Source organism: Aestuariispira insulae (assembly GCF_003385955.1).
GTDB classification, from domain to species: Bacteria; Pseudomonadota; Alphaproteobacteria; order UBA8366; family Aestuariispiraceae; genus Aestuariispira; species Aestuariispira insulae.
The window spans coordinates 37,789-56,402 of sequence record NZ_QRDW01000008.1 but is presented as its reverse complement, the minus strand read 5'-3'; the positions used below and the strand labels follow the sequence as shown (position 1 = coordinate 56,402).

Below are 18,614 nucleotides of genomic sequence, written 5' to 3'. Positions count from 1 at the left end.
TATGACTGACTGTTATTTTCAAACTCGGCTGAAAACCGACCGCGACCCGGCACTCACATCCGTCACGGAAAGGTTTCTGCCATGACAAAAATACACACCCGCAATCTGCTTCAACGCCTGGAGGACGGCCCGGTTATCTGTGCCGAAGGTTTCCTTTTTGAATTGGAACGGCGCGGCTATCTGACAGCCGGGGAATTCGTGCCGGAGGTAGCACTGGAGAACCCCCTTATTCTGGAGGCCGTTCATCGCGATTTCCAGCATGCCGGGTCGGATATTGTCGAGGCTTTCACCTATAACGGCCACCGGGAGAAAATGCGTGTCATCGGCAAGGAAGGCCTGTTGGAGCCCTTGAACCGCGCCGCCCTTCAGATTGCCAGGCGAGTGGCCGACAGTGCCAAGGGCGAACCCAACCTGATGGCAGGCAATATCTCCAACACCAATATCTGGGATCCCAATGACCGCAAGGCACAACTACAGGTTCGGCGCATGTTCGAAGAGATGGTCGGCTGGGCGGTCGAGGAAGGGGCCGACATGCTGATCGGGGAAACCTTCTATTTCGCCGGCGAGGCCCTGGTGGCGCTGGAAGTGATGCGCCAGAGCGGTCTGCCGGCCGTGGTGACATTGGCTCCCATGGCGGCCAATGAAATGATGGACGGAGCCGGGATTGTCGAAACCTGCCAGGAATTGGAACAAATGGGGGCCGACGTGGTCGGGCTCAATTGCTTCCGCGGGCCGGAAATCATGCTCAATGACCTGGTCAAGATCCGCGCGGCGGTCACTTGCCCCGTTGCCGGTCTGCCGGTGCCTTACCGCACCACCGAGGCCGAACCCACTTTCTTTAACCTCACCGATAATAACGGCTGCACCTGCCCCAGCCCCCATGGCCGCACCTTCCCGACCGCGCTCGACCCGCTTTATGTCAATCGTTATGAGATTCGTGATTTCGCCAAGCGGGCCTATGCAGCGGGCATCAGTTATCTGGGGGTCTGCTGTGGCGCCTCTCCCATTCATATCCGCGAGGTCGCCGAAGCGGTCGGTCGCGAAACCCCGGCCAGCCGCTATTCGGAAAAAATGGAAAATCACTTCATGTATGGCAGCCATGAACGCCTGCCGGATCATATAAAAGCCATGGGCGGCGATGCCTGATTTTTCGCGCCGGGGCGGTTGGCCCCACCGCCCCGGCAATTCATGACCTGTTGGACCAAGTCATTGCCACCGTTTGGTGATAGGCAAATATAGCCGAACCCCTCTATGGTTCAGACTTGCTTTTGCAATTGATTGGAACCGGCCTCATGGAAAGCCCGTCAAAACCGATCTGGCTCATCCTCGCGCCGGTCGCCTTCACCCTGCTCTGGGCGGGCGGATATGCTGTCGCCAAGGTCGGTTTGCAATATGCCGAACCGATGACCCTGCTCTCCATGCGTTTCGGTGCCGTCCTCATTCTATTGCTGCCGCTCTATCTGATCCTGCGCCCTGCCCTGCCAAAACGCCCAAAGGACTGGTTGCATCTGGCCGTGGTCGGGGTCTTGATGCAGGCCGTCTATTTCGGTTTCTGCTGGTGGGCCTTCAAGACCGGGGTTTCGGCGGGTGTTCTGGCCATTTTCATGTCCCTGCAGCCAATCCTGGTCGCGGTGCTGGCCCCGTGGCTGGCCCGCGAGAGGGTCAGCTGGAAACGCTGGCTGGGTCTGCTGCTGGGGCTGGGCGGGGTTTTGATTGTCATTCTGGCCCGATCCACCATTACCCCGCCAACATTGGCTGGCATCGTCTTTTCCCTGCTGGGGCTTTTGGGCATCACATCGGGTGTCTTGTATGAAAAACGCTTCGGCATCAGCTATCACCCGGTTGTCTCCAACCTGGTTCAGTATGGCGCAGGCCTGTTTGCCGTGCTCCCGATCGCCTATTTCACTGAGACCATGGCGGTCAAATGGACCGGGGAATTGATGGCGGCACTGGCCTATCTGGTGATCGGCAATTCGATCCTGGCAATCAGCCTGCTGCTGGCCATGATCCGGTCCGGTGAAGTGGCCAGGGTATCGTCCCTGATGTTCCTGGTGCCACCGCTGGCCGCCCTCTTCGGCTGGTGGCTTTTGGGCGAGGCGATGCCGCCTGCCGCCTGGGCCGGGATGGCGTTGGCGGCCCTGGGGGTCTCCATCGCCATCACACGGACCAACCGCCGGGCAGGGTGACCTGCCTGGGCTGCCCCTTTAATTCATCCGCTTGCCTGAATCCTGTGATTCATCGGCCTGATCCTTGCGGATGACCAGATCCATTTCCACCAAGGTTTGCGCCAATTGCACAACCGCACTGGGATCCATCGCAAGTCTGGAAACGACCACGCGCCTTTTTTTGCCCGTATTGGGATCACAGCGGTCCACATAAAAATCCAACCAAAGCCGGCCCAGGCGCCGCCCCAATCGCGCCCCGTAAACACCTTCGACAACAGTTTCGGTCAGACCATCATTCAGGTCCACTACAATAGCCTCGCTCATTGAAATTCGTCTCCATCATACTGATACAATTACCACTTTGGCGCCGATGGTGTGACAGTATTCCTGGAGGACAACTTGCATATTCGCGTCATATTTGCATTTATTTTCATAGCTCTACATATGTTAGATACTTTGCCCTTCTCGCTGGTGCGCTACAAAAATGACTCTCCGCCCGAAAAAAACCTGCAATAGGCAGGCCGAGTCGCCAAAATTCAATAAATCTGGACCTCTCCGCCCGCAGCCCTTAAAGAAAACGGGATATTTCAACGCTCGGCGGGAGGCATTCCATGATCATCTATCATCTGGCACGAAAAGCGGCCTGGGAACAGGCAGAACGAGCCGGGGCCTATACCGGCACGCCGGAGGATCTGGCCGATGGCTTCATGCATTTCTCCACCGCCGCCCAGGTGGCGGAAAGTGCCGCCAAACATCGCGCAGGCGAAACCGACCTGATCCTGATCGGGGCCGAGGGCGATGAATTGGGCGCAGCGCTCAAATGGGAGGAAAGCCGGGGTGGCCAGCTGTTCCCGCATCTCTATGCCGACCTGCCGCTTTCGGCTGTCAAAATGGCGATACCGCTGGAACTGGGGCCGCATGGCCTGCATCTTTTCCCCGACCTGACCGACTGAGGACCAAGCCCCATGTCTCTTGCCAGCCTCGCCCTGCCGCTGCTCCGCTGCCTGGATCCGGAAACCGCCCATAACCTGACCCTGAAAGCGCTCAAACTGGGCCTGGGGCCGAAGGATACCGGTAATGATGATCCGGTGCTGGAAACCACTTTGTGGAACCGCCGCTTCCCCAACCCGATCGGCCTCTCCGCCGGCTTTGACAAAAATGCCGAGGTAACGGCCGCCATGCTGGCCACCGGCATGGGCTTTGTCGAGGTCGGATCGATCACGCCCAAGGCCCAGCCCGGCAATCCGAAACCGCGCATCTTCCGCCTGCCGGACGATGGTGGTGTGATCAACCGGCTGGGTTTTAACAATCTGGGCATGGACGAGGCGGCGAAAAATCTGGCAAAGCGTCACAACGGCATCATCGGGGTCAATCTGGGCAAGAATAAAACCTCCGAGGATGCCGCCGCCGACTATGCCATGGGCACCAGGAAGCTGGCCCCCTTTGCCGATTATCTGGTGATCAATGTCTCTTCCCCCAACACACCGGGCCTGCGCGCCCTGCAGGACCCGTCCGAGTTGATTGGCCTGATCCAGGCAGTTCGGCGCGAGCGCGATGCGGTGGCCCGGGAGCGCAATCTGCCGGTCCTGGTCAAGATCGCGCCCGACCTCAATGACGAGGATGTGGCCGAGATCTGCAATCTCGCGCTTGAGCAGGCTCTGGACGGCATGATCGTCTCCAATACCACCATCGCCCGGCCGGAAAGCCTGCATCACCAGGATGTCGCTAGGGAAACCGGAGGGCTGAGTGGCAAGCCGGTCTTTGGCCCCTCCACCGAGATGCTGCGCAAGGTCTATATCGGCACCGAGGGTAAAATCCCGCTGATCGGTGTCGGCGGGGTGGCCAGCGGCCGCGATGCCTATGAAAAAATCCGCGCCGGGGCCAGCCTGGTCCAGCTCTACACCGCCCTGGTTTTCCATGGTCCGGCGCTCATCCCTGCGATCAAGCGGGAATTGGCGGAATGCCTTAAACGCGATGGCTTTGCCTCTGTCCAAGAGGCGGTCGGTGCCGATCATGCAAAGGCTTCGGTTAAGGAATCCTAGCCAACGGCTTGATTTCGTTATAATAGTGGTATGAAGAAGCAAAAACTTGCGAGGCGGGAGGGTTTCGCAGGTTTTCGGTTTGCTTTCGGCTTTGGGCCCGGGGGTAGAATGAAAACAGCCTGGCATGGCATCTTGATCGCTGGATATGCGCTGCTCGCGGCGATGATCGCGCTGCTTTTGCCTGCGCTCTTGCCGGAGACGGCGGGCGGCATTGCGATCCTGTTGGCCATCGTCAGTTTCATGGCCTGTGCGCTGGCCCATGAGATTTTCACCCGCCGCCAGAATGACGCCCAGACCGTGCGCCGCATGCTGGCCTTAAAAAAGGCCTACGACCTGCAAAAAGAGGAATTGCAGCAGGCGCTGGCCGATATCAGGAGCCAGGGTGGTCGACGCCCCGCCCCGCGCAATCCGATTTCGGACAGTGAAGATTTTTTCCGCCCCGATCCGCCGGTCAGCGGCAGTGATTTCCCATCCAGTCGCCCGGCCCCTGCCGAGGACCGCCCGCCGCAGCCCATGCCAAGACAGGCCGCGCCCCGGCAGGTGCCCCCCCGTCCCGACAGGATGCACCGGGAAATGCCACTGCCCGATGCCCGTCCCGAACGGCCGCCATTGCACAACGCACCGGAAGATGAGGATGAACCCCTCTTCCCCGAACAACGCCAAGTGCAAAAGGCAGGAGGCCAGTCTGGCCTGCAGACCAAGGAGCTCCAGGATATGGAGGCCGAGGTGAAGGTGCTGCATTCCCTGGTCGAACAGCTTTATAATGATGATGGCCTTTATGGCCGCAAAACCGAGAGCGCACCCGCCCCGGAACCGGTCAAGCCAAAGCGCCGGGGCCTGCGCATTGTCGGCAAGGGCAGCGACAGCGCCCTTCTGGACACGGTGCGTGAAGGCCTGCGCCATGACCGGATCGACCTCTATTTACAGCCTATTGTCAGCCTGCCCCAGCGCAAGCGCCGGTTTTATGAGTGTTTCAGCCGGATCCGGGCCGCCGATGGCGCGGTGATCAAGCCCCAGGAATATATGCCAGTGGCCGAGAAAGAAGGACTGGTCGCAGCCATCGACAATATGCTGCTCTTCCGATCGGTCCAGTTGCTGCGCAAGGTGCGCGCCCATGATTATTCCATGGCCTTTTTCTGCAATGTCTCGCCCTACAGCTTGGGCGATGAAAAATTCCTGAAGGAATTCATCAGTTATATGGAAAGCCATCAGGATCTGGCCCCCAGCCTGGTCATGGAACTGAAACAGGGCGATGTGCCGGACGACCTGAATGGACTGAGCCCGCAGATGGACCGCCTGGGCCGGATGGGTTACCGCTTCGCCTTGAACAGCGTCACCGATTTCGACCTGGATTTCAAAGAATTGCAGCGTCATCATTTCCATTTCGTCAAGGTTGACGCCAAGGCCCTGATCAACCGGTTCAAGGAAAGCCCTGCCGGCGGCGAGATTCGCAGCTTCAAACAGCAGTTGGATGACAAGGGTATCGATATGATCGTTGAAAATATCGAGACCGAGCAAATGTTGATTGAACTGCTCGACTTCAATATTGATTATGGTCAGGGTTTCTTGTTCGGCGAACCACGGATCAGCAAGGACCCCACCACCGGCATGCGGGCAATCTGATCGGCCTTTGCCATTCGTCTTTTACCCAATAGGGACTTATTTCGCATCATGAGCACAAATCTGGTCAGCGGCCTTTCCGAGATCGTCGACGATTACGACCTTTTCCTGATCGACCAATGGGGCGTCATCCATAATGGCGAAACCGCCCATGACGGCGCATTGGAAGCATTGGCCAAACTGCATGAGGCCAATAAGCGGGTGATCATCCTGTCTAATTCCGGAAAACGGGTGGAGGATTCCTTTGCCCGCATGGAACGGATGGGGGTAAAGCCGGATTATTATGATCATGTGGTCACCTCCGGCGAGATGGTCCATCGCAATTTCCTCGAGCCCAAAGATCCTTTCTATGCGGCTCTCGGCAAAAATTATGTGATTTTCAGCTGGAATGACGATTCCAACGCTGTGACCGATGGTTCCGACAAACAGAAGGTGGATGATATCGATGATGCCGATTTCATCCTCTGCACCGGCACCGACCAGGGGGATTTGGATTTTTACCGCCCGATCCTGGAAAAGGCCGTGACCCGCAACCTGCCGCTGATCTGCGCCAACCCGGATCTGGTCAGTGTGGCACCCGACGGCACATTGAACATGTGTCCCGGCATGGTGGCCAAAACTTATGAAGAAATGGGCGGGCCTGTGCGCTGGCACGGCAAGCCACAGAAAGAAACCTACGACCATTGCAAGGCGCTGGCCCCCGATTGCACCCGCATCTTAGGCATCGGGGATTCTCTGCGCCATGATATCAAGGGCGCCAATGACGCGGGCGGGGATGGTTTGTTTGTCTGCGGCGGCATCCATGCCGATGAAGTGGGCAACCCGCCCAACGAAGTGGCGCTGGCCAACCTGTTTGATATTTACGCGATCACGCCGAAATACTCGGTGGCCCGGTTCGTCTGGTAAAAGATAACAGCGCTAATTTTTGCCCCGGAAACCGCCATCCGGCTTTCCGGGGTTTTTCATGCCCTGGTCACAGATAGGCCCGGCCCGCATTGGCCAGTTTTTCGAAATCACCAAGTTCGCTGTAGATATAGGCGCAGGTCCGGACCCACAATTTCCCGGCAAAGGGTTTGACCGCAACCTCGATACCATGTTCGTCGCGGAATTTGCGGATCAAAGTCAAGGCGGCATCATCCTTGGCCGGTTCGGAACCCGGCCAGGCAACCGTGGCCATAAAGCCGCTCATCCTGTCGGACTCACCACGCTCCGTACCCCAGGCCTCACTTAGCAGGTTCGCGCCATCACGCACCAAAGTCCGGCAATATTGATAGATTTCCTTTTCCCCCCAACCGGCGCGGAAGACAATCGCATCCTTGATCGAAAGATAGGGGGTGAAATCCTTAGTACCCGGCCAGTCAAAGGCCATATTATAGCCGTCGCCGATAAAATGGCTGATCGTGGTCGGGCGCAAACGGTGCTGCCGGTCTGGATCGGTCCAGATGAAGCCACAGCCGCGCGGCGCCCCCAGCCATTTATGGGCATTGCCCACATACCAGGTCGCCCCCAGCTCGTTCAGTTTCAAATTCAACATGCCCGGCGCATGGGCACCATCCACCAGAACCGGGATGGCCCTGTCCTGGCATTCATCGATAATGTCCGCAATCGGTAATTTCACCGCGGTTGGCGAGGTCACATGGTCAATCACTACAAGCCTGGTGCGCGGGCTGAGCTTGCCGACGATCGCCTCGGTCGCATCACCCGGATCCCTGACCGGGAAAGGCACTTTGGCATAGATGATCCGTGCGCCTGCTCGTTCGGCAACAAATTCGAGGGTGCGCAGAACCGCGCCATAACAATGATCCGTGGTGACAATCTCGTCGCCGGGCAACAGCGCCAGGGATCGCAAAATCGCATTCACGCCGGTCGTGGCGTTATCGACAAAGACAAGGTCTTCGCCATTGCCGCCCAGGTAACTGCCCAACAAGCTGGCGGAACCACGTAATTGCGGGATCAGCTCTTCCCGGAGATAGCGGGTCGGCTGGCGCTCGATCCCGTGCCGCGTTTTTTCCGCCGCTTCCATGACTGGCCTGGATATGGCTCCATAAGCGCCATGATTCAGATAGGTGCATTCTTCTTCCAGATACCAGAATTTCCTGGCATCCCGTCCCCATTCCATTCGCGCGGCTTGGCCGCTGTCATTGGACGTTATGTTCATTCTCTAACCCGCACAGTTTCAACCCCGGTTGCAACAGGCCGACTCTGTGTGCAGCGCGGCATCCGGTCAAGTAAATTTGCGTCAAATACTACGCAAAATCGGGCGAAATGACTTTTTATTCCGCTTCCCGCCGCCAGGCGAGCAGCAGCAGCGCCAGAAGAACCGAGAGCGAGACCCAGGCCGGCAACAGGGAAACCACCTGCAAGCCGGTTACCACATGATCCTCATTGCGCCGCAGACCGATCCAGTCATTCCCCGCGCTAGCGCTCAGTGTGCGCCGCAACCTGATATCCGGTACCCGGTTGTCGATCCAGCGCACCGACCCCTGGCTTGCCTTCACCAAAGGCGCGACCTGGGCATCGGTGGAGATCACTTCCGCCAGTTCCAGCCCCGCTGCCCCGCCAACCGCCGCCAACACCTCATGGGTTTCGTCCGTCACCCGGTAAATGCCGTTCTGATCAACGCCAACCCCGCCCTGATAGCGGCCATTGCCCGTATGTTTCAGGGTCAGTGTCTCTTTGCTGCCATCCGGCTTATAGATGTCGACCGAAGGTGCAATCGGCAGCAGGCTGCGAAGCTCAATTTGCATATGCCCATCCCGGACCGTGGCCCGCAGATCGTTTTCTTCCAGTTCCGGTTCCTTCATCAGCCAATGGGCCAGACGACGGATCAGTTCCGCATAAGGCCCGCCGCCTTCATAGCCCCTGGCCCAGAGCCAGATCTGGTCACTGGTCAATTGCGCGACACGGCCCTTGCCAACCCGGTCGACCACCAGCAAAGGATTGTCATCCAGCCCGGCCATCAACACATTGCCGCCTCTGGGCCGCACTTCAATCTGGCGGTACCACCGGCCCCAACGGATGTCATCTTCCAGGGAGATCACCGGCCCGCCGGGCAGGCGCGCCGTGATCGGATGACGCAGGCCATCGCCGGTCAGGGCCGGTTTAAAGCCTCGCTCAATCACCGCCCCGGTCGGCTCACCTGGCAATATCTCGCCCATGGCGGTGCGATAAAGGCTCATCGGCCCGGCAAATCCAGGGCCGACCACTTCCAGCAGCGCCCCGCCATTGCGGACAAATTCAACGATATTGCGTAAATAAAGCGACGGCAGCACGCCCCGGCGGCGATAACGGTCAAAAACTATCAGATCAAATTCTTCCAATTTGTTCTGGAACAGCTCCCGGGTCGGAAAGGCAATCAGCGACAGCTCATGGATCGGGGTGCCATCCTGTTTTTCCGGTGGGCGCAAGATGGTGAAATGCACCAGATCCACCGAAGGGTCCGCCTTTAAAAGATTGCGCCAGGTCCGCTCGCCCGGATGCGGCACCCCAGACACCAGCAGCACCCGCAACCGGTCACGCACTGCATTCACCGTGACCAGCGCGCGGTTGTTTTCCGCCAGCAATTCCCCATCGACCACATCCGTTGCCAGCGAGATCAGCATTTTGCCGCGCCGTTCCAGCGGCACTTCCAGCTGCACATCCCGGCCCAGCGGCACATTGATCCGGCGCTCCCGTTCGCCCGCTACTTTCAGGACCAGACCGGCCTGGCCTTCCGCCATGCGGCTGTCTTCCACCCGCACGGTCAGGGTCGCCTGTTCGCCGACCACGCCATAGCCCGGTGCCTTGACCACCACCAGCCTGCGGTCATGGTCCCGCGCGCTGCCGGTCAATAACACATGAACGGGCGCACTCACCTGGCGCTGGCCCTCAATCTCCTCAACTGGCGGCACATCGTGGATCTGGCCGTCCGAGATGATGATTGTACCCGCCAGGCGCTGGCGCGGGATGTCGGCAACGGCTTCGCGCAGGGCATCATGCAGCCTGGTCCCGCGCCGGCCTTCCGCCAGATTGTCATGACGCAGGGTCACCCTGCGGATCTCAAGCGTATCTTCATGGATGGCCAGGCTTTCAAGTAAGGCCTTTTCTGCGGCGTCGGTCTGTTCAGCCCGCGCCCCCAAACCCTGGGACGGCGTCCGGTCCACCATGATCAGCGCCACATCTTTGCGGGTCTCCCGCTGTTCCAGAACCAGACTGGGATCGGCCAATACCACCAGGATGGCTGCAAAAACAAAGATCCTGACCATGCTGCCTCTGGCCCGGCGGACCATAGCATAGATTCCGGTCAGCAGACATAAGAGGCCAAGCGCCGCCAGGATCTCAGGCGAGACCATCGGTGACCAGGCAATGCTTGCGGTATTCACGATCCCATCATCCCCTATTGCCCCAGCCGTTCCAAAATCGCCGGCACATGCACCTGGTCGGCTTTGTAATTTCCGGTCAGCATATACATCACCAGATTGACCCCGAACCGATAGGCAATTTCTCGCTGCCTCTCACCACCGGGCACGGTCGCAAAACGCGGTCGCCCATAGGAATCCAACGCCCAGGCCCCGGCCCAATCCGCATTGCCAATCACCATCCGGGACACGCCGTCATTGGCGCCGCGCCCCTGCGGCTCGACCCAAAGGCCGCCATCCTGCCAACGGCCTGGAAATTCCTGCAGCAGGTAAAAGGATTTGGTCAAAACATGCCCAGCCGGGATCTTGGTCAAAGGCGGAATATCCAGCCCCCGCGTCAGTCGCCAAAGTTCGCTGCGCTCCGAATCCAGCAGGCTATTGGGATTCTTGGAGCGGGTATCAATCAGGATCGTGCCACCCGCCGCCATAAATTGATTGAGATTTTCAACCGCCGTCCGGCTAAGATCCGGCTGGTCCGGGGTGATCGGCCAATAGAGCAACGGAAAGAATGAAAGATCATCCTGGACCAGATCTACCCCAATCGGCTGGGTCGCCTCCACGGCGGTGCGCTGGTTCAGCACCCGGCCCAGCCCTTCCAGGCCTTCCTGGCTGATCCGGTCCACCTGATCGTTGCCGGTAACCACATAAGCAAGCGCGGTGCCACCCGACGCCGCCAACGCAAATGCTTCCCGGGGATTGTTGGCGCCCGGAGCTGCGGCCGGGGAAATCACGGTTTGCTGGGCCTGCCCGCTGCCGGGTTGCACAATCCCGACCAGGATCAGTGCCAAAACCGGTACCGCGGTCCGGACCGCGGTCAATTGTCCGCGCAGATAGAGGGACAGCCAGGCATCCAGCAAGACCAGAAGCAGCGCCGATACCAGCAGCCAGGGTTGCAGATCAAAGCCCGCATCGGTTCGATAGCCATCCAGTTCCACACCTGGGGGAATATCCGAGAGCCGCTCCGGTACCGTCATATGATCCATGACATTCACAGCTCTACCAAACCCTTCCGAGCCATAAAGCCCCGGCGGGAACAGGGCAGAGAGGCCGCCTTCCGTTCCGGCACCGTCTTCGCCGTCTTCGACGGGCAATGCCCGTGCGGATTTGAGCGGCGGCCCCAATTCTCCAAACGCATCCAGTGTTTTTAGCGGTGGCAGCAGCTTGATCTCGTCACCCAAGGTGGTCTGGCTGCTGGAGGAAAGACGGCCCAGACGTTCCAGCATTTCCACAAATAACCCCGAAAGCGCCAAGCTGGACCAGTCCGCATTCGCCGTGGTGTGGAACAGAACCAGCCAGCCCTTGCCCAGTCGCCTGCCGGTCACTAAGGGGGTTCCGTCATCCAGTTCCGCCCAGGTGCGCGCAGCCAGATCCGGGCCCGGTTGCGCCAAAACCTGACGAGTGACGGTCACATCTTCAGACGGTTCCAAACCGGCAAAGGGCCCGTCATCGGAAAACGCGCCCAACTTGACTGCACTGCCCCACTGCATGGCCCCATCCTGTATCCGGCCGCCCTGTCGCAGAGTCACCGGCAGCAACCCGTCGTCGGGATGATGGGAAAGCCTGGGCCCGGCAAACCGCACCAAGACCCCGCCATCGCGGGTCCAGCGGTCCAGCATCTCCCGCTCTTCTTCTGCCAGGGCTACCGCATCCGGCAGCACAATCATGCCCTGCCCCGACCGAACCAGGATGTCCACAGGAGCCTGGCTCATCTCAGCCTCGGGTGCCAAGGCCCGCGTGAGGTAATAATTATCCGACAGCAACGTCAGCGAACTGCCTGCCGCTACATTTTGCGCCAAACCGACCGCCACCCGATCCCAAAGTGTATCCAGAAGGTAGACCGCGCCGGCATGCCGCTCGCCCTGGACCTCGATATAGGCCAACTGCGTTTCAATCGCCTGCGGCAATTCCAGAGCCAGCTCCCGGGATTTCTCCCCTTGTGCCATGGTCACATCTTGGCGCATCAGAACCCGTCCGTCAGCGCCACGCGCCAAAACGGCCAGCTGCTGAGGAAAACTGTCCGAAGCCCGGCTGATACGCACCGTCGGATGACCGGCCGCCCCGCGTTCCACCGCCACAAAGGCCGGCAAGGCCTGACTTTCCGGCGTGAGAATCTTGATAGTGCCATAGCGTTGGAGGCGGCCGAATAATCCCGCCCCTTCCATCGGCATCAGCCCACTACCGGCCCAAACCACATTCGCGGGCCCTTCAGACAATGCCTCTTCAACCGCGTCAACCGCCGCCTCCGGATCACCCGGCCACGGGAATGGCTGCAGGGATTTCAGCCAGCTCAAAGCATCATCATGGTTCATCTGGCGCGCGGCAGGCACTTCGCCATCCGCGCCAGGGGCCGTGCTCACCGTGATCACCCCCCTCTCCTCACGCCCGGCCAGGTCAACAATCGCGCTCAAAGCATCCATACGACCGGTCCAGCCCTTTGCAGCAGTCCAGCCGTTTTCAACCACCAACACCAGCGGCCCCTGGCCTTTCAGGGTCCGGTTATCATTCATCAGGGGATGCGCGCAGGCCACGATCAGCAGAGCCACAGCCACCAGCCGCAACAGCACAAGCCACCAGGGGGCGTCGGCGCTGGTCTGTTCCGTAGCATTCAGACCGAAGAGCAGGCGGATGGCCGGAAAATGCAGTTGCTTTGGCGCCGGCGGCGTCACCCGGAGCAGCCACCAGAGCAGAGGCAGCCCCAACAGCCCCAGCAAAAGCCAGGGTTCAATGAAACTGAGCGCGCCGAAACTGATCATCCATGTTCTCCCGCGCGTGCCTGCCAATCCGCACCGCCCCGATCATGGCTGAGTGACTGAAATGCCGCCAGCAAAGCGGTTTCCGCGGGCATATCCGTCCGATGTTCCAGCCACTGCCAGCCCAACCGCCGCGCCTGGTCTCGAAGGGCAGCATAATGGGCATGGCGTTTTTCCCGATATTCGCTGCGCAGTGACTGCGCCTTGCGGACCAGCAGCATACCCTCCTCCTCCAGGCCGGAGAACCGCACCCGACCACGATAGGGCAAGGCCTCTTCCGCAGGATCCGTGATTAGCCATAACAGGCCTTTTTGCCGCCGGTCGGCCATCGCCTCCATCATGCCCAGCAGCTTGTCCATCGGCGCCAGGAAATCACTGATCAGGACCACCTGGCCAAAAGGCGGCAGGGGCAGCGGTGCCGGCAAACTCTCCGACAGGCCACGTTCCAGGGTATCCGCGCCAATGCCCGCCACCTTGCCCGGTGTCAGGGTCAACGCTTCGGCCAGCCGGTGCAGGGTGGCCTTGCCGGACCCCGCGCGGGTCACGCCATCCATTAAACCGATCCGCTCGCCAGAGCGCAGCAGCAGGATCGCCAGCCCCAGGGTCAGGACTGTCGCCCGGTCCAGCTTGGTCGGCAGGCCGCGCACCGACCGGAACGCCATGGATGGGGAGGAATCGCGCCAGGCCCAAACGGTCTGGGACGCCTCCCATTCGGATTCCCGTACGTAAAGACTGTCTGATTTTGCGGAACGCCGCCAATCCACCTGGGCCGCACTATCCCCCTGGTGAAAGGCCCGATATTGCCAGAAGCTTTCGCCCTGGCCGGTACGCCGTCGCCCGTGAATGCCCTGATCCACCGTGGCGGCGACCCTTTCAGCCTCGATCATCAATCCCGGCATGTCCGCAACATGATGCTCTGCCAGGCTGAGCGCCTGATCCCGGGTCAGGTTATGATCGGCATGCTGTTTTCTCAACGCAACTGCTCCGTCAGGCCTCCAACGACATCCTGTAAGGTCACACCCTCGCTACGCGCGCTGAAGCTCAGCGCCATGCGATGCTGCAGCACCGGTTTTGCCAACGCGATCACATCATCAACGGATGGTGCCAATCGTCCGTCCAGCACCGCACGGGCCCGAACCGCCAGCATCAGTGCCTGGCTGGCCCTCGGCCCCGGTCCCCAGGCCACATGGCGCTGGACCAGTTCCAGCGGGCTGCTTTCCGGCCGTGCGCTGCGGACCAGGGTCAAGATGGCCTCTACCACACTGTCGCCCACCGGCACATGACGCACCAGTTTTTGGGCATCGCGCAGCTTTTCCGACGTCAGCACACGATCCGCCTGCGCCCGACTGACGCCGGTGGTGGCCAGGATGATTTCACGTTCCGACGCGCTGTCGGGATATTCGATATTGATCTGAGCCAGGAACCGGTCCAGCTGTGCTTCCGGCAGCGGATAGGTGCCTTCCTGCTCAATCGGGTTCTGGGTCGCCAGCACATGAAACGGCTGCGGCAAACGGTGATATTCCCCCGCGATCGACACCCGCCCTTCCTGCATGGCCTGCAACAGGGCGGATTGTGTGCGCGGGCTGGCGCGGTTGATCTCGTCACCCATCAGAAGCTGGGTGAAAACCGGCCCCTTAATGAAACGGAAATGGCGCTTTCCATCATCGCCTTCCTCCAGCACCTCAGATCCCAGGATATCCGCCGGCATCAAATCCGGGGTGAACTGAATGCGCATTTCATCCAAGCCCAGCACGCGCCCCAAGGTTTCCACCAAAAGCGTCTTGCCCAGCCCCGGCACGCCAACCATCAGGGCATGCCCGCCGGCCAAAAGGGTGATCAGGGACTGGTCGACGACCTGGTCCTGCCCAATGATAACCCGCTGGATCTCCTGCCGGGCACGATTCATGGAATCGACAATCTGTTCCAACTGGTTTTCGATATCCGGAACAGGTTCCAAGGTCTCGGTTTCCACAGTGCCGTCTGAATCGAGCTTGGACAAGGCATACCTCCAGGAGCTTTTGGGCCGCACAGACCCGTCCAGGGATCTGCCGGTAACCAGTTTCGGACAACAGGGTTGAACAGTAATGAAAACTGTCTAATTCCCAGTATATGGTCTAATGACTATATAAGTCTTAACAGATCTTTGTATCATAAAATAATCGCGAGAAAGACATCCCAGGGATGAGCCAAGATAAAAAACCGCAATCAAAGATGAAAGAAACCGCGCCAACCAGGCTTAAACAGCTGATGGAAACAGGTGGCGGCTTCTCCGGTTTTCCCTGGCCCGACCATTATTGCGACTTTGATATCCGCATCAAACGGGACGGCAGCTGGCATTATCAAGACAGCCCGATCGACCGGATCAAACTGTGCCAGCTTTTCGCCACCGTCCTGCAACGGGATAAAGACGGCGATTTCTGGCTGGTCACCCCCGGGGAAAAAGGCCGAATCGAGGTTGAGGATGCGCCCTTTGTCGCGGTTGAAATGACCGTCGAGGGCAGCGGCCGCGAGCAAAAATTGGGCTTTCGGACCAATCTGGATCATTGGGTGGCTCTGGATGAAAACCACACTCTTCGGATTGAAGAAGATCTTGATACAGGCACACCATCACCTTACATCCATGTCAGGGACGGCCTGGAAGCTTTGATCGGCCGGGCGGTCTTTTTTGACCTGGCCAATCTTGCGGAAGAAGGGCCCGCGGAAGAGGGGGAAGAAAACGGACAGACGATTTTGGGCGTCTGGAGCCATGGTTCTTTCTTTCCCTTAGGCAGCGTATGAAACCGGAAAGCATGGAATACCCGTTGGAACGGCAGCAAATCCTCGATCAATTCATCAATCGCCCGCTGGGGCGCAACCGGGGCGATGATGATCTGAATCCCGGCATGGCACCAGTGCGCGACCGGCTTGTCCCCGCCGCCGTATTAGTCCCGATCATCGAGCGCGAGGACGGCCTGACCGTGCTTTTGACCAAGCGGACCGATCATTTGAATGACCATGCCGGCCAGGTCAGTTTTCCCGGTGGCCGGGTAGAACCGGATGATGACAGCCTGATTGAGACCGCCTTACGGGAAACCGAGGAAGAAATCGGCCTCGACCGCCGCCATATCGAAACCATCGGCCAGTTGGACCGCTATATCACCAGAACGGGATTTGATGTGACACCGGTTGTCGGCCTGGTGCGGCCGCCCTTTTCCCTGAGCCCGGATTCCTTTGAGGTCGCAGAAATATTCGAGGTGCCGCTCTCGTTTTTCATGGCCCGGGAAAATCATGAAAAACGGTCACGCGAATGGCAGGGAAAGACACGCTATTTCTATGTCATGCCCTACCTGGAGTATTATATCTGGGGCGCGACAGCCGGCATGCTGGTTAATCTGGTGGATATATTGAGTGAGCAATGATTAAGTTAATTCTGACAATTCTTCTTCCGCTGATCGCACCGACGGTGCTGTATTTCTTCTGGATGAAGCTGCGCCGCCACAAAGCCAAGGCGATGGCAACGGGCGAACCTTTGCCGGAATGGGAAAAGCTGCCCTGGCCCTGGCTTATCGGCGGCGGCTGCATCCTTACCGTCGTCAGCCTGCTGATCATCGGGATCCCGAGCACCCATGACCGGGACAGCATCTATGTGCCGCCGCGCATGGAAGACGGGGTCCTGGTCCCCGGCCATTTCGAAGATGCGCCAACAAACGAACCAACACAGCAATGAGCCAACATATTTTTAGCTGACAGATATCATGACTGCGCACCAAACCCGACTGCCGAAACAGCCCTGGATGGCCACCCCGGAAACCCGTGCGGTGATGGATTGTCTATCCAATGGCGGCGGGGAGGCCCGTTTCGTTGGCGGCTGTGTGCGTGATGCGCTGTTGGGACGCGCGATCGGCGATATTGATATCGCCACAAACCTGCCGCCGGAAAAGGTTCAGCAGCTTTTGGAACTGGCGGGTATCCGATGTGTGCCAACCGGCCTGAAACATGGCACGGTCACCGCCATTGCCAGTCATATCCCCTATGAAATCACGACCCTGCGCCGAGATGTGGAAACCGATGGTCGCCATGCGGTAGTCGCCTTCACCGATGACTGGAAGGAAGATGCCAGCCGGCGTGATTTCACCATGAATGCGCTCTCTATGGATGGCGAAGGGCTGATCACTGATTTTTTCAACGGTGTCGAAGATGCAAAAACCGGTCATATCCGGTTCGTAGGCAATGCCAAGACCCGGCTGGAAGAGGATGTCCTGCGGCTTTTGCGCTATTTCCGCTTTTACGCTCACTATGGCAAGGGCGCGCCCGATGCCGAAGCCATTGCCGCCTGCCAGTCCATGGCCGTCCACCTGCCCCGGCTGGCCGCCGAGCGCGTGCGGGTGGAGTTGCTAAAGCTTCTTGCTGCGGATGATCCGGCCCCGAGCCTGCGCCTGATGTATAGCGCCGGTGTCTTTGAAATGCTTTCCGCTGCCGGCGCCATTCATTTTGACGAAACCGGACTGGACCATCTTAATCGACTGATCGCACTGGAAAAGGAACGCGGACCTGCCGACCCGATCCGGCGCCTGGCCTGCCTGTTCTATGATGCGATGGATTTTGCGGATGCCAAAAAGCATGCCCGCGCCTTACGCCTGTCCAATGCGGAACAGCATCGCTTTTCTGAGATCCTCTCAAAACCGTTTAACGGCCAGCAACCGGGCGACAGTGACTTTTTTCTCACCTATTTCCGGACCGGGCCCGAAGGTGCAATTGATGCCGCCATGATCGGCCTCGCGGTAGAAGCGCCCGGCCATTGGCATGATGTCATCGACTATGCCGAACAAACCGGTCTGCCCAGATTCGAGCTACGTGGCCGGGACGCACAGGATCTGGGCCTGCCCCCAGGCCCCGCGATCGGTGCGAGGCTTGCCCAAGTCCGGGATTGGTGGATCCATGAAGGATTCCGGCCCGATCTTTCTGCCTGCCAGGAAAAACTGCGCCAGCTTGCCACGGACAATCGGGAATTACCTGCATGAGCCTTCGGCGGATCTGTTTTGTCGGCGACAGCGTTACCAACGGCACCGGCGACGCTGATTGCCGGGGCTGGCCAGGGCGTCTGAGCGCAGCGGAAATAACGGCAAACGGCCATGACCTCACCTGCTATAATCTCGGCGTACGCGCCGAGACCAGCAGCCAGATCCGGGATCGCTGGCAGGATGAATGCCGTGCACGCCTGCCCGGCCATGTCCCCGCCGGCATCACCTTCATGTTCGGCCTGAATGATATCGCGGATGAACAGGACAGCCGGAGGGTTTCGCTGGCACAATCCCTGGAAAATGCCGAGGCCGTTTTGACCGCCTCAGCCGCAACCTGGCCCGTTCTATGGTTAGGACCGACACCAGTGCGCCGGGACAATCCGAAAATCAGCCCCGGCAAGGGCATCACCTATCGGTTTCATGCAGATCGGGTCACGGAATTGAATGCCCGTTTCTCCACCCTGGCAAAGCGGCTCGATATCCCCTATCTAGATTGTCATGGCCATCTTGCCGACACGCCCGAATGGGATCACAGTCTGAATGAAGGTGATGGTGTTCATCCCACCGGCGCGGGTTATGAATTCCTGTCCCGGCTGATTGAAAATTGGCGGCCCTGGCGCCGCTGGTTCGACTAACCCTC

At 59.3% G+C, this 18,614-nt stretch carries 17 protein-coding genes; 11 read left to right on the top strand and 6 right to left on the bottom strand.

Features of this window, described 5'->3' with window-relative positions; all coding sequences use genetic code 11:
- Window positions 1-81 precede the first annotated feature (81 nt).
- Together DFP90_RS16720 and DFP90_RS16715 are read left to right on the top strand one after the other, a co-directional pair.
- Complete coding sequence (locus tag DFP90_RS16720) at window positions 82-1,146, top strand: homocysteine S-methyltransferase family protein (RefSeq protein WP_115937665.1); 1,065 nt, start codon at window positions 82-84, stop codon at window positions 1,144-1,146.
- Between the two features lie 146 nt (window positions 1,147-1,292).
- Window positions 1,293-2,186, top strand: coding sequence for a DMT family transporter (locus tag DFP90_RS16715; protein ID WP_115937664.1), 894 nt, complete (start codon window positions 1,293-1,295; stop codon window positions 2,184-2,186).
- 18 nt (window positions 2,187-2,204) lie between these two features.
- Here DFP90_RS16715 and DFP90_RS16710 read toward each other — a convergent pair whose 3' ends face one another.
- The gene (locus tag DFP90_RS16710; RefSeq protein WP_115937663.1) at window positions 2,205-2,489 is read right to left on the bottom strand and encodes a hypothetical protein; all 285 of its coding nucleotides are present in this window, start codon (window positions 2,487-2,489) and stop codon (window positions 2,205-2,207) included.
- 287 nt (window positions 2,490-2,776) lie between these two features.
- Between DFP90_RS16710 and DFP90_RS16705 the strand changes: the two genes are divergently transcribed.
- From DFP90_RS16705 to DFP90_RS16690, 4 genes are all read left to right on the top strand, one after another.
- Window positions 2,777-3,118 carry a DUF952 domain-containing protein gene (locus tag DFP90_RS16705; protein ID WP_115937662.1) on the top strand — a complete coding sequence of 114 codons (342 nt, stop codon included), beginning with the start codon at window positions 2,777-2,779 and terminating at the stop codon, window positions 3,116-3,118.
- 12 nt (window positions 3,119-3,130) lie between these two features.
- A complete protein-coding gene (locus DFP90_RS16700) occupies window positions 3,131-4,207 on the top strand; it encodes a quinone-dependent dihydroorotate dehydrogenase (protein ID WP_115937661.1) in 1,077 nt (358 codons plus the stop codon).
- Between the two features lie 108 nt (window positions 4,208-4,315).
- Window positions 4,316-5,830, top strand: a complete 1,515-nt coding sequence (locus DFP90_RS16695) for an EAL domain-containing protein (protein WP_181905416.1) — start codon at window positions 4,316-4,318, stop codon at window positions 5,828-5,830.
- Window positions 5,831-5,878: 48 nt separating this feature from the next.
- On the top strand, window positions 5,879-6,733 hold the full coding sequence (locus DFP90_RS16690) for a TIGR01459 family HAD-type hydrolase (protein ID WP_115937659.1): 855 nt from the start codon (window positions 5,879-5,881) through the stop codon (window positions 6,731-6,733).
- A gap of 67 nt (window positions 6,734-6,800) precedes the next feature.
- Here DFP90_RS16690 and DFP90_RS16685 read toward each other — a convergent pair whose 3' ends face one another.
- The 5 genes from DFP90_RS16685 to DFP90_RS16665 form a co-directional block, all read right to left on the bottom strand.
- Window positions 6,801-7,985, bottom strand: a complete 1,185-nt coding sequence (locus tag DFP90_RS16685) for an aminotransferase class V-fold PLP-dependent enzyme (protein WP_115937658.1) — start codon at window positions 7,983-7,985, stop codon at window positions 6,801-6,803.
- A 115-nt stretch (window positions 7,986-8,100) separates the two neighbouring features.
- Window positions 8,101-10,188: a hypothetical protein gene (locus tag DFP90_RS16680; RefSeq protein ID WP_245957100.1), complete on the bottom strand. Its 2,088-nt coding sequence runs from the start codon at window positions 10,186-10,188 to the stop codon at window positions 8,101-8,103.
- Between the two features lie 14 nt (window positions 10,189-10,202).
- On the bottom strand, window positions 10,203-12,977 hold the full coding sequence (locus tag DFP90_RS16675) for a DUF4159 domain-containing protein (protein WP_115937657.1): 2,775 nt from the start codon (window positions 12,975-12,977) through the stop codon (window positions 10,203-10,205).
- Entirely contained in the window at window positions 12,974-13,948 is a 975-nt protein-coding gene (locus DFP90_RS16670; protein ID WP_115937656.1) for a DUF58 domain-containing protein, read from the bottom strand. Before DFP90_RS16670 ends, DFP90_RS16675 begins: the two co-directional genes overlap by 4 nt.
- Window positions 13,945-14,880 (bottom strand): AAA family ATPase, encoded by a 936-nt coding sequence (locus DFP90_RS16665; protein WP_115937785.1) that lies wholly within the window; start codon window positions 14,878-14,880, stop codon window positions 13,945-13,947. The genes DFP90_RS16670 and DFP90_RS16665 overlap by 4 nt, the downstream gene beginning before the upstream one ends.
- 275 nt (window positions 14,881-15,155) lie before the next feature.
- Here DFP90_RS16665 and DFP90_RS16660 point away from each other — a divergent pair, with 275 nt between their 5' ends.
- From DFP90_RS16660 to DFP90_RS16640, 5 genes are read left to right on the top strand one after another with little or no spacing between them, the layout of a single operon-like run.
- A complete protein-coding gene (locus DFP90_RS16660; protein ID WP_245957099.1) occupies window positions 15,156-15,752 on the top strand; it encodes a DUF1285 domain-containing protein in 597 nt (198 codons plus the stop codon).
- Between the two features lie 11 nt (window positions 15,753-15,763).
- Window positions 15,764-16,372, top strand: coding sequence for a CoA pyrophosphatase (locus tag DFP90_RS16655; protein WP_218044711.1), 609 nt, complete (start codon window positions 15,764-15,766; stop codon window positions 16,370-16,372).
- Window positions 16,369-16,680 carry a DUF6111 family protein gene (locus tag DFP90_RS16650; RefSeq protein ID WP_115937654.1) on the top strand — a complete coding sequence of 104 codons (312 nt, stop codon included), beginning with the start codon at window positions 16,369-16,371 and terminating at the stop codon, window positions 16,678-16,680. Before DFP90_RS16655 ends, DFP90_RS16650 begins: the two co-directional genes overlap by 4 nt.
- Window positions 16,681-16,708: 28 nt before the next feature.
- A complete protein-coding gene (locus DFP90_RS16645; RefSeq protein ID WP_115937653.1) occupies window positions 16,709-17,974 on the top strand; it encodes a CCA tRNA nucleotidyltransferase in 1,266 nt (421 codons plus the stop codon).
- Window positions 17,971-18,609, top strand: a complete 639-nt coding sequence (locus tag DFP90_RS16640) for a GDSL-type esterase/lipase family protein (protein WP_115937652.1) — start codon at window positions 17,971-17,973, stop codon at window positions 18,607-18,609. The genes DFP90_RS16645 and DFP90_RS16640 overlap by 4 nt, the downstream gene beginning before the upstream one ends.
- The last annotated feature ends 5 nt before the right edge of the window (window positions 18,610-18,614 follow it).